Origin of the sequence: Alienimonas chondri (assembly GCF_013036045.1) — a bacterium.
GTDB classification, from domain to species: Bacteria; Planctomycetota; Planctomycetia; order Planctomycetales; family Planctomycetaceae; genus Alienimonas; species Alienimonas chondri.
Map to the genome: position 1 here is coordinate 1 of NZ_WTPX01000035.1, position 11,657 is coordinate 11,657.

Below are 11,657 nucleotides of genomic sequence, written 5' to 3' on the forward strand. Positions count from 1 at the left end.
AGATCGATCTGCGACGGCGCCCCGGATTGAAACAGGAAAATGACCCGCTTCGCCTTCGGCGCGACGTGCTGAACCGCTTCGGCTACGGCCTTGGCGGGATCGCGTTGGGTTCGTTGTTGAACCCGGCGAAGGCGGTCGCGGACGAGAACGGGCCGCACTTCGCGCCGAAGGCGAAGCGGGTCATTTTCCTGTTTCAATCCGGGGCGCCGTCGCAGATCGATCTGTTCGATCCGAAGCCGGCGTTGGTCGCTCGGCACGGGGAGGAACTGCCGGACAGCGTGCGGGCCGGGCAGCGGCTGACCGGGATGAGCGCCCATCAGGCCAGCCTGCCGATGGTCGGGTCGCCGTTCGCCTTCCACCGTCACGGCGAGAGCGGCCAGTGGTTCAGCGAACTGCTCCCGCACACGGCGAAGCTGGCGGACGATTTGTGCGTGTTGAAGGCGGTGCACACGGAGGCCATCAATCACGGCCCCGGCGTGACGATGATGCAGACCGGCAGCCAGTTCCCCGGCCGCCCCAGCGCCGGCGCCTGGCTGTGGTACGGGCTGGGCAGCGCGAATGAGGATCTGCCGGCGTTCGTGGTGCTGGTGTCGAAGGACCGCGGCGGTCAGCCGTTGGTCTCGCGGTTGTGGGGCAGCGGCTTCCTGCCGGGCAAGTTCGACGGCGTGCGGCTGCGGGCCTCCGAGGACGCCGTGCTCTATCTGAACAGCCCGCCGGGCGTCGATCGGGCCGCCCGCCGCGGGGCGCTGGACGGCTTGCAGGATCTGAACCGCCTGCGGCTCGCTCGCACCGCGGACCCGGCGCTGGAGACGCACATCGCCCAGTACGAAATGGCCTTCCGCATGCAGACCTCCATCCCGGAGGTGACGGACGTTTCGCAGGAGACCGCCGCCACGCTGGCTCTCTACGGCGACGAGGTGACGACCCCCGGGACCTACGCCGCGAACTGCCTGCGGGCCCGGCGACTCGCGGAGCGCGGCGTGCGATTTATTCAGCTCTATCAACCCGGCTGGGACCATCACGGCGGGCTGCCGGGCGCCATTCGCAACTCCTGCCGCAAGACCGATCAGCCGACCGCCGGCCTGCTGACGGACCTCAAACAACGGGGTTTGCTGGAGGACACGCTCGTCGTGTGGGGCGGCGAGTTCGGCCGCACCTGCTATTCCCAAGGCAAGCTGACGCCCAACGGCTTCGGCCGCGACCATCACCCCCGCTGCTTCACGATGTGGATGGCCGGCGGCGGCGTGAAGGGCGGCGTGAGCCACGGTTCGACCGACGACTTCGGCTACAACGTCGCCGAGAACGGCGTCCACGTGCACGACCTGCACGCCACGCTGCTGCACCTGCTGGGCATCGACCACGAACGGCTGACCTACCGCTATCAGGGCCGTCGCTTCCGCCTGACCGACGTGCACGGGCATGTGGCGCAGGAAGTACTGGCCTGAGGCTGACGTTTTCGACGCTATTTGAAGCGGGCGGGGATCGCGGGTCTTGACGCGATCCCCCCGTGCCCGGAACCGGGAATCGACCGGGGGCGGGTGAACGCTCCGGGTCTAGACTGCCCGCGTTCAGGAACCAAATATCCTTTCAGGACGAGAGCGATGAAAGCCCTTTGCTGGCACGGCCGACACGACGTTCGGGTGGACAACGTCCCCGATCCCGAGATCCAGGATCCGCGGGACGTGATCATCAAGGTCACCACCTCCGGCATCTGCGGCAGCGATCTGCACCTCTACAACGGCTATATGCCGACGATGCAGTCCGGCGATATCATCGGCCACGAACCGATGGGCGAGGTGGTCGAGGTCGGCTCGGCGATCACCAAGTTCAAGAAGGGCGATCGGGTGGTGGTGCCGTTCACCATCAGTTGCGGCTCCTGTTTCTTCTGCGAACGCACGCTGTTCTCGCTGTGCGACGAGTCCAATCCCAATGCGGAGCAGGCCGCGACGGCGCTGGGGCACTCCCCCGCGGGGCTGTTCGGATTCTCCCATATGCTGGGCGGCTTTCCCGGCGGGCAAGCGGAATATCTCCGCGTGCCGTACGCCGACGTCGGGCCGATTAAAGTGCCGGACGGGATCGAGGACGACAAGGTCGTGTTCCTGTCCGATATCTTCCCGACCGGCTATATGGCCGCGGAGAACGCGGACATCGAAGGCGGCGACACCGTCGCCGTGTGGGGCTGCGGGCCGGTCGCGCAGTTCGCGATTCAAAGCGCCTGGATGCTGGGCGCGGAGCGGGTGATCGCGATCGATCGCGTCGCCGGCCGGATGGATCTCGCCCGCCAGCACGGCAATGCGGAGACGATTAACTTTGAGAAACAGGACGTTTACGAGACGTTGATGGAGATGACCGGCGGCCGCGGCCCCGATCGCTGCATCGACGCCGTCGGCGCCGAATCCCACGCCGCCAACGATCTGAAAGAGACGCTGGACGACGTGAGGGAGGCGGCCCACCTTCCGAAGAACCACGTGTATTCGCTGGCCGAGGCGATCAAATGTTGCCGCAAGGGCGGGACGGTGTCCGTCCCCGGCGTGTACACCAGCCCCGTCGACGGCGTGCCGATGCACGCCCTGATGAACAAGGGCCTGACGTTGAAGGCCGGCCAGACGCATATGCAGCGTTATCTGGAGCCGCTGATGAAGAAGATCGTGGACGACGGCTTCGACCCGTCGTTCATCATCACGCAGCGGGCGTCGCTGGACGAAGCGCCGGAGATGTACAAGTCGTTCGAGGCCCGCGAAGAGGGCTGCATCAAGGTCGTCTTGAAGCCGTAGCCGCCGCGTTTCAAGACGCGGTCGAACGATTGATTCTCCCAACTGACTCAAGCAGGTTTTCAACGTGGCTGATCGACTCACCGGCAAACGCATCGCCTTTCTCGCGACCGACGGGTTCGAGCAGGTGGAGCTGACCGACCCTTGGCAGGCGATCAAAGACGCCGGGGCGGAGGTCGAATTGATCTCGCTCAAAAGCGGCGAGATCCAGGGGATGAACCACGACGAAAAGGGCGACACGTTCTCCGTCGACCAAACCGTCGACGCGGTCTCCGCCGGCGATTATCACGGTCTCGTGCTGCCCGGCGGGGTGGCGAACCCGGACACGCTGCGGACGGACGAGGGGGCGGTGGGGTTCGTTCGCGACTTCTTCCAGCAGCACAAACCGGTCGCCGCGATCTGCCACGGACCATGGACGCTGATCGAAGCCGACGTGGTCCGCGGTCGGAAGGTCACCTCCTGGCCGAGCCTGAAGACCGACCTCAAGAACGCCGGCGCCGAGTGGGTCGACGAGGAATGCGTTTGCGACGAAGGCCTCGTCACCAGCCGCAACCCGGACGACCTACCCGCGTTCTGTGCCAAGGCGATCGAGGAGTTCGCCGAGGGCAAACACGCCGAGCAGACCGCCTGACCGATCGTTGCCTGGTTAACGGGCGCCCGGCCAACGGCCGCCCGGTTACCGCACCCGCCGCAGGGGGCCGGGTTGGCGGGCGTGTCGGGGGTTCTCGTCGAATAGACCCTCGAATTGCGGGTCGCGGCGGTAGTCGAGGCGTTCGGCCCGGCGTTCGACGCCGTCGGGCAGCACCAATAATTGCTCGTCGGCCCCGAGGTCGCGGAGCGTGGCGATCGGGGTGTCCAGCACCTCCGCCCACCCGCGGGCCGCGAAGGCGCCGCGGACGCCGAACACCTGCTTCACGCCGCTGTTGTTCAGCAGTCCCGGCCACGTGGTCGGGTAGCTCGCTTTGAGCTGCGTGAGGTCTTGCCAGAAGGTCCAGACGCGGGCGCCGTAGCCGCGGCAGAGCGTGACCGCCCGTTCGAGCGGCGGGAACTGACCGAGCTGCGCCGCCTCGTCCAGCAGGAACAGCGTCGGCACGGCCAGCCCTGTCTCGCGGCTCATCACCGCTTCCAACAGCGTCGCGACCCACAACCGCAGCAGGCCGCGATGGCTGTCCAGCTTCGGCGGGGGGATGACGAGGTAGATCGTCGTCGGCCGGCCGTCCGCGAACGCCGCCAGATCGAAGCTCGACGACCCCGGCGGATAGGGCGGCTCCGGGGCGGGGGCGGGCTTCGTCTTCGCGGCCGCTTTGGAATCGCTCTTCGGAGCCCGCTTCGGTTTGTCGTCCCCCGGGGGGAGGTCGAACGCGGGGCCGCCGAGGGACTCCGGGACGCGGCCGCCGGCGAGGCACTTCAGATAGCTGGCCGCGGTGGCCTGCACCCCGGGACGGGTTTGGGCGTCGGCGTGCTGCAGGAAGGCGGCGATCTCCCGGTAGGCGAACCGGTTCATCGACTTGCCCTGGGTGTCCAGCAGCGTGGCGAGGTTGTAGGCCACGTCGTCGCAGTGCAGCCGCTCGTGCACCCAGGAGAGCGTGCGATCCGCCGGGTTCGGCTGGGTCGCCGCGTGGGCGATCAACCCGCTGACCACGCCGATGCCGGACTCGTCCCAGAACGGGTCTTTCACGCCCCGCATGCCCGCCGCCAGCGACGCCGCCAGCCCGCGGGCGTCGGTCTCGACGTCGGCGCCGGGCAGGGTGAGCATGTCCAGCGGATTGAGCCGGCCGAACTCCGCGTCCGCCAGATCGCTCGTTCCCGCCGCCTTCTTACCCCGGGTCGTTTTGCTCGCCGTCGACTTGCGGACGCCCCGCTTCGAGCCGTCTGCGCGGGCTTCGGAGAGCACGCCGAACGGGTTCAACACGACCACGTCCTGGCCCATCTCCCGCCGCCGACGGGCGGTGACGCGGAACAGTTCCCCCTTCGGATCGAACGCCACGACCGATCCGGGATGGCTCAGCAGCGCGGGGATCACGCAGGAGACGCCCTTGCCGGCGCCGGTGGGGGCGAAGGTGGCGAGGTGAGCGTCCCCGTCAGAGACGATCGGCCCGCCGAGGTCTTGGTCGCCTTCGGAGCGACGGCCGGCGAGGAAGCCGACCCCTCGGCCGTGTTCGGCGCCCCGCCCCAGCGGGAGGCCGGGATCGGATTCGGGAACGTCGGATTGTTTGCGGGAGCGGGGGGAAGTACGACGACGAGCGGGCACAGGCGGCAGGCGGTCCGGTGACGAGGCGGAATCCTCGAGGCGACCGTAGACCGGCGGTCGGGAGGGCGAAGCCGGTCGGCGCTCACCCCGATTCGAGGTGCGACCGCGAGCGGCGGCCATCGTCTATGGTGACCTTGGTTCGACCTGGGGATAGCGCTTCCCGGTCAAAGTCGTTCGATTTTGCCGTTTCTCCCGCCGGCCGCGGCTTTCCGCGTGAGTCCCGCGCCCCGGCGTTCGTCACGCATGGCAGCCCGAGGCGCAAGCCGAGGACGGGTGAGCCTGCCACGCGTGACAACCTCGGCTCGCGCCTCGGGCTACCGCTGATCGGACGCCATGTTTTGTCAGTCCGGGCGGCGGCGGAAGGCGCCGGGGGTCTGGCCGGACTCCCGTTTGAAGAACCGGGCGAACGTCTCCGTGTGGAGGAAGCCGGTGCGGTCGGCGATCTCCGCGACCGTCAACGCGGTTTCGCCCAGCAGGTGCCGGGCGAGCGACAGCTTCGTGCGGCGAATCTCCCGGGCGGGACTGGAACCGAGCGCCTGCTTGAAACGCCGCTCCAGCGTCGCCCGGCTCAGCCCGACGGCCCGGGCCGCCGCGGCGGCGTCGATCGGCTGGCCGACGTGGGCGCGAATCCACGCGATCGCCCGCCGCACCTCCGGGTCGTCCTCCAGCATCGCATCGACGCTCAGCCGTTCGGCGACGCGGCGGGGCGGAATGAGAATCGGCGTCTCCGGCGGCGGGGCGCCGAGCATCATCGCCTCTAACAGTTCCGCCGCCCGGCGGCCGACCTGCCGCGGCGATTGGTCGATATACGCCAGCGGAATCGGGGAGAGCGCCGAGAGCAGCGGATCGAACTCGACGGCCAGCACCGCCACGCGATCCGGCACGCGCAGGTCCGCCGCCGCGGTCGTCCCGCGGCCCCCGCGGAGGGCCGCGTCCCGACAGAGGCAGACGATTTCATGGGCGATGTTCGTCGTCCACACCAGCAGCGCGACCGGCTTCGGCAGTTCGGACAGCCAATCCAGGAAGCGGTCCCGCTCCGCTCCGAGGTGCAAACGGTCCGAAGCCGGCGGATGCGGGAACACGGCGAGCGTTCGCCCGCCGCCCGTTCCGTCGTCCAGGCCCAGCCCCACGCGAAAACCGCGTTCGACGGCGTCGGTGTAGTCCTGTCCGGGCGGGGGGCCGACAAAGCCGAACCGGGTGAACCCGCGGCTCAGATAGAACTCCGCCGCCATCCGACCGCAGGCGACCTCGTCGGAGGCCACCTGCGGACAGTTCGGGCGGTGCCCGCCGGCCCAACTGACGTTCACCGCGGGGACGCCGGCTCGCTCGACGGCGGCGCGGACCTCCGGGTTGGACATGCGGCAGATCAGCCCGTCGCCGTGCCAGTCCGCGGGGAGCCGGGGGTTCTCGTAGAAGCCGCGCGGTTCGATCCAGAGATCCCACCCACCGCCCGCCGCGGCGTACTCCGCGACGCCGAACAGCACCTGCCGCGTCCACTCGCTGGAGGTGTGCACCAACGCCGCCACCCGCTCCCGACGCTGCAACCGATCGCCACGCTGGAGATCGGTCGGGGCGGACATGCGAGAGAAACCCTTGGCTGCAACGCGGCGGGCCGCGGGCGAAGCGGCGATGCATGGAAGAGAAGCAGGGTGCGTTCTCTTCATGAACCTTTCGTCAAGGCCGCCCCAAAACACTCAGGGAGTTTGCCGCAAAACGTCATCGCCGGACACCGCATCGGGGAAGAACATCATCCCCGCAGCGAGGGTTCGCCCCACGCCGTTCTCCTGACTCTCTTGAAGGACGCCCGATGCCGCGACGCCTGACTCGATCCGTCCGTCTCGCCTCCCTGTTGGCCGGTCTGGCGTTGGCGACCGGGGCCGGGTGCAGCGGGGAGAGTCATTCCGCCCCTGTGCCGCTGACGGGTAAGTTAGTGGAAGGGACCGACCCGCGGGGCGGGGTGCGATTGAGTTTCTGGAAGGCGGACGGCCCCGTCGGGGGCGCGTCCGCCAGCGTGATCACCGGACCGGACGGCACGTTTTCACTGCCGGTCGGCCCGGAGGCGGCGCCGGGCGTCGGCCTGCCGGCGGGTCAATACAAGGTGACCGTCGAACGCTTTATGAGTCCGCTGTCGGCCGGCGCCGACCCGGACGTGAAACAGAACGAAGGCGCCCCGCCGCTCCGGAACATCGCGCCGGAGCAATTTCAAAACCGGACGACGACGCCGTTGTCCGTCACCGCTCCCGGCGAAGGCGTCCTGCTGGATCTGTCCGCATAACGCCGCGCGAGACCGCCCCGCCGCGGGCGAGTTTCAGTCTCTTCTCCCGTCGGTCTTTATGACCGCCTTATCCCCCCTCTCAATGGCTTCCCCATGAACGTCCGTCGCGCCGCGTCCGCCCGGTCCGGTTTTACGCTGATCGAACTGCTGGTGGTCATCGCCATCATCGCGGTTTTGGTTTCCCTATTGCTGCCGGCTGTGCAGCAGGCCCGCGAAGCGGCTCGTCGCAGCCAGTGCCAGAATAATTTGAAGCAAATCGGCCTGGCTCTGCACGTTTATCATGATCTCCACCGGCGGTTCCCGATCGGGGCGGAGAGCCACGGGGCGGCGTGGAGCGCCCGCATCCTGCCGCAGTTGGATCAGGCGAATATGTTCGAGCGCATGGCGCCGTGGTCCGAGGGACATAACTGGGGCAACACGGCCGGCGATTCCACCTCGGATCGCGTGCAAATGTGCGAAACCGTGCTGCCGACCTTCCGCTGTCCGTCCGCTTCGATGCCTGAACATAAGTTCGACCGCTCCAGCGATAACTGGGCGATCTCCGAGCGGGTGCCGGCCAGTTATATCGGCGTGGTCTCCGGCGCGATCGACGACGACCTGAACCTGCAAAACGGGGCGTCCGCGGCGAACAAGCAACTGTGGAACGGCATCTTCTTCACCAACAGCGGCATCGGCTTCCGCGACGTGAAGGACGGGACCGTCAGCACGGTGATGATCGGCGAGGCCGTCTCCGACACCGACCTCGACTTCAGCGGCCGCGAAGACTCCGACACGGAGAACGTCCGCAAGGACCATTGGTACTTCGGCGGCGATGACGTGGACGTGCTCCGCGACCTCTCCGAGTGCTTCGGCTCCACCGGCGTCGGCATTAATCAGGTCGTCCCCGGCGCCTCCTCCACCGACCCGGAACACCTGCACGAATTGAGCTTTTCCAGCGAGCATTCCGGCGGCGCCCAGATGGGTATGGTGGACGGTTCCGTCCAGTTCTTCAGCGAGACGATCGATCTGACGACCTGGAACGCGCTCGGCACCCGCAAAGGCGGCGAAGTGATCGACGACGGGTTCTGATCGCCGGTCAGACTCCTTCGTCTCCCTTCGACCTCGGCTCCTTTTGACTTCAGACCTGCCCATGACCGTTCCCCCTCCTGAGGCATCGTCGTCCGCTCGTCGGGCGCCGCGCGACTCGTACGACGTGGCGGTGGTCGGCGGGGGGATCGCGGGGATGGGCGCCGCGCTGGCCGCGGCGAAGCGGGGCGAATCGGTCGTCCTGTTCGAGCGCACCCCGAAGGCCCGCGGCGCCAGCGTGCGGAACTTCGGCATGATCTGGCCCGTCGGACAGCCCGCCGGCCGGGCGCGCTCGTTGGCGCTGCGATCCCGGGCGATTTGGAAGGAGCTGGCGCAGGCCGGCGACTTCGACTGCACCCCCTGCGGCTCGTTGTTCGCCGCCTACCGGGAGGACGAAGCCGCGGTGATGCGGGAGTTCCTCTCCGGCTCCGCTGCGGAGGGGCTGGATGCGGAATGGCTCTCGCCGGAGGAGACGCTCAAACGCAGCCCGCGGGCGAACCCGGAGGGGTTGATCGGCGGGCTGTTCTCCGCGGCGGAGTGCGGCGTGCATCCGCCCTCGGCGATCGCCGGGGTGCGGGCGGCGTTGGAACAGCAGTACGGCGTGACGTTCCGCGAAGGCACGCCCGTCGTCGCCGTCGATTCCGGCCGAGTCACGATCGCGGGGGGAGAGACGATCGCCGCACAGCGGATCATCGTCGCCGGCGGTGCGGAGGCGGCCTCGCTGTTCCCCGCGGAGCACGCCGCCGAAGCGATGGTGAAGTGCAAATTGCAGATGCTCGAAACGGCCCCGCTTGAAGGGGGCGGTGAAGCCGGCGCCGAACCGTTCGGCCCGCACCTCGCCGGCGGCCTGACGCTGCGGCATTACAAGAGCTTCGCGGCCTGCCCGTCCCAGCCGGCGCTCGCCGCGCGCGTCGCCGCTGAGGCGCCCGAACTGGACCGGTTCGGCGTGCATGTGATGGCCGCCGAGACCCCGTGGGGCAGCCTGATTCTGGGCGATTCGCACGAGTACGGCGACGACGTCAGCCCGTTCGACAGCGCCGAGATCGACGCCCTGATCCTCCGCGAACTACGGCCGATGCTGAGCCTGCCCAGTTGGGAGATCGCCCGCCGCTGGCACGGCGTGTACCTCAAACACCCGACCGAACTGTTCCTCGCCAAGCCGGTCGCCGAGGGGGTGACGCTGTTCAACGGCTTCGGCGGGAACGGCATGACGCTGGCGCTGGGCGCCGCCGAGACGCTGTTCGAACCGCCCGCCGTCGCGTCCACGACCGGCGACGAGCCGACGGACGAGATACCGATTCCGTCGGTCGCCCCGCGCTCGGACGCCCCGCGCTCCGAATCGATGACGTCCGCTCCCCAGACTGCCCTGACAGGATTCCCGCGATGAGCCGCCCAAACGTTCGCCCCCTGTTCGCCGCCGCGCTCGGCGCGGTTCTGTCGCTGCTCGTCGAGCCGGCGAGCGCCCATGACGGGCCGGACCCGCTGGTGTATTACCGGTTGAACGCCGCCGCGGTGGAGGGCGAGACCCTCAAGGCCCGGCTCGGCCCGCCGGCGGAACTGAGTGCCGCAGTTGAATCGGCCGACGACGGCGCCGCGCTGCGGTTCGTCGCGGAGACCGGCGGCGCCGTGATCGCCCCGACCGTCGCCGCGGCCGGCGATTTGCTGCCGACGGCCGCCCTGACCGCCGCCGCGACCGTTTCGATCGAACGCCCAACTCGTTGGGGCGGGATCGTCGGGGCGATCAGCGACGACGGCGAGGACGAACACGGCTGGCTGCTGGGCTACGACGAAACCTCCTTCACCTTCGCGATCGCCGGCGCCGATGGAGTGTCGTTGACCTATCTCAAAGGCAGAACACCCTATGAACGCGGCAAGCTGTACCGTGTGGTCGGCGTTTACGACGGCAAAACGATGCAGCTGTGGGTGAACGGCCAGCTCGACGCCGAATCGATGGAGCAGTCCGGCCCCGTGCGGTACGCCGCTGCGTCGCCTTTCGTCCTCGGCGCCTACCGCGACGGCAACGAGCATCACGGGCTCCAGGGCCGCCTGCGGAGCGTCAGCCTGTACGGCCTCGCCGCGAAGCAAAAGTGGGTCGAACATGACTTCGCCGACGTGAAAACCCTCACCACGGCGCCGGCGGATCTGTCCGGCGTGCCGTTGAAGTTGGTGGTCGAACCCTATCTGCAATACGGCACGCAGACCGGGATGACGGTCATGTGGCGCTCCACGATTCCCGCGACCGGTGCCGTGCTCTGGGGCGAGACCGCCGAGTGCCCGCACCGCGTCGAGGGCGAGGCGGGGCGGGAGATCCACGAGATTCGCCTCACGGAATTAAAGCCGGAGACGCAATATTTTTATCGGACCGAAACGACGATCGAAGGCGGGGCGACCGTCGCCACGGAGGTCTCCACCTTTCAAACCGCGGTGAAGGAAAACACCCCCTTCGCCTTCGCCGTCATCAGCGACACCCAGGGCAATCCGCAGGTCTCCGGCCAGATCGCCGCCGCCGCGTGGGAGCATCGCCCCAGCTTCGTGCTGCACCCGGGCGATCTGGTGAGCACGGGTTCCAACGCGGAACACTGGACGCAGCATTTCTTCCCGGGGATGAAAGAGCTGATCCGCTACGCCCCGTTCTATCCGGTGCTGGGCAATCACGAGCAGGACGCTCGCAATTATTACGACTACGTCAGCCTGCCGGACCCGGAGTGGTTCTATACGTTCCGCTACGGCAACGCGGAGTTCTTTATGGTCGATTCGAACCGCAACGTCGGCCCGGACTCGGAGCAGTACCCGCTGCTGGAAAAGGCGCTCGCCGGTTCGACGGCCCGGTGGAAGATCGTCTGCCATCATCACCCGCCGTACTCCTCGGACGAGAACGACTACGGCGACCTGTGGAAGTCGAACGTCTCCACTCGCGGCGACGACCGGATTCGCCAGCTCACGCCGCTCTATGAGAAGCACGGCGTGGACATCGTCTGGAACGGGCACATTCATAGTTATGAACGCACCTGGCCGATCAAAGCGGGCCGCCCGGTCGAGCGGCACGGGATCGTGTACATGATCACCGGCGGCGGCGGCGGGCCGCTGGAGACGCCCGGCCCGATCCGGCCGTCGTTCCAGAACACGGTCCGCCGCGGCCATCACTTCTGCATGGTGCGAGTAAACGGCGGCACGCTGGAGTTCACCGCCTACGCCCTCGACGGCGTCCCCTTCGATCGGCTGGTGATTCGCAAAGCTCCGCAGCCCGAGGCGCGAGCCGAGGCCGAGTGACCGTCCGAGAAGTCAGCCACCCGAC

Annotated in this window: 9 protein-coding genes; 7 read left to right on the top strand and 2 right to left on the bottom strand. The window is 68.1% G+C overall.

The window, feature by feature from the left end:
* Window positions 1-2: 2 nt before the first annotated feature.
* From LzC2_RS07380 to LzC2_RS07390, 3 genes are all read left to right on the top strand, one after another.
* A complete protein-coding gene (locus tag LzC2_RS07380) occupies window positions 3-1,445 on the top strand; it encodes a DUF1501 domain-containing protein (protein WP_315854578.1) in 1,443 nt (480 codons plus the stop codon).
* Between the two features lie 156 nt (window positions 1,446-1,601).
* Window positions 1,602-2,774: a zinc-dependent alcohol dehydrogenase gene (locus tag LzC2_RS07385; RefSeq protein WP_171185371.1), complete on the top strand. Its 1,173-nt coding sequence runs from the start codon at window positions 1,602-1,604 to the stop codon at window positions 2,772-2,774.
* A 64-nt stretch (window positions 2,775-2,838) separates the two neighbouring features.
* Entirely contained in the window at window positions 2,839-3,402 is a 564-nt protein-coding gene (locus tag LzC2_RS07390; protein WP_171185373.1) for a type 1 glutamine amidotransferase domain-containing protein, read from the top strand.
* A gap of 45 nt (window positions 3,403-3,447) precedes the next feature.
* Here LzC2_RS07390 and LzC2_RS07395 read toward each other — a convergent pair whose 3' ends face one another.
* Together LzC2_RS07395 and LzC2_RS07400 are read right to left on the bottom strand one after the other, a co-directional pair.
* Window positions 3,448-5,022 (bottom strand): type IV secretory system conjugative DNA transfer family protein, encoded by a 1,575-nt coding sequence (locus LzC2_RS07395; protein WP_171185375.1) that lies wholly within the window; start codon window positions 5,020-5,022, stop codon window positions 3,448-3,450.
* A 341-nt stretch (window positions 5,023-5,363) separates the two neighbouring features.
* On the bottom strand, window positions 5,364-6,602 hold the full coding sequence (locus LzC2_RS07400; RefSeq protein WP_171185376.1) for an AraC family transcriptional regulator: 1,239 nt from the start codon (window positions 6,600-6,602) through the stop codon (window positions 5,364-5,366).
* A gap of 227 nt (window positions 6,603-6,829) precedes the next feature.
* Between LzC2_RS07400 and LzC2_RS07405 the strand changes: the two genes are divergently transcribed.
* The 4 genes from LzC2_RS07405 to LzC2_RS07420 all read left to right on the top strand — a co-directional run bounded on the left by LzC2_RS07405 (window position 6,830) and on the right by LzC2_RS07420 (window position 11,632).
* Window positions 6,830-7,297 carry a hypothetical protein gene (locus LzC2_RS07405; protein ID WP_171185378.1) on the top strand — a complete coding sequence of 156 codons (468 nt, stop codon included), beginning with the start codon at window positions 6,830-6,832 and terminating at the stop codon, window positions 7,295-7,297.
* A gap of 93 nt (window positions 7,298-7,390) precedes the next feature.
* Window positions 7,391-8,365, top strand: a complete 975-nt coding sequence (locus tag LzC2_RS07410; RefSeq protein WP_171185380.1) for a DUF1559 domain-containing protein — start codon at window positions 7,391-7,393, stop codon at window positions 8,363-8,365.
* A 61-nt stretch (window positions 8,366-8,426) separates the two neighbouring features.
* Entirely contained in the window at window positions 8,427-9,749 is a 1,323-nt protein-coding gene (locus LzC2_RS07415) for a TIGR03364 family FAD-dependent oxidoreductase (protein ID WP_171185382.1), read from the top strand.
* Window positions 9,746-11,632 (top strand): metallophosphoesterase, encoded by a 1,887-nt coding sequence (locus LzC2_RS07420; RefSeq protein WP_171185384.1) that lies wholly within the window; start codon window positions 9,746-9,748, stop codon window positions 11,630-11,632. Before LzC2_RS07415 ends, LzC2_RS07420 begins: the two co-directional genes overlap by 4 nt.
* The last annotated feature ends 25 nt before the right edge of the window (window positions 11,633-11,657 follow it).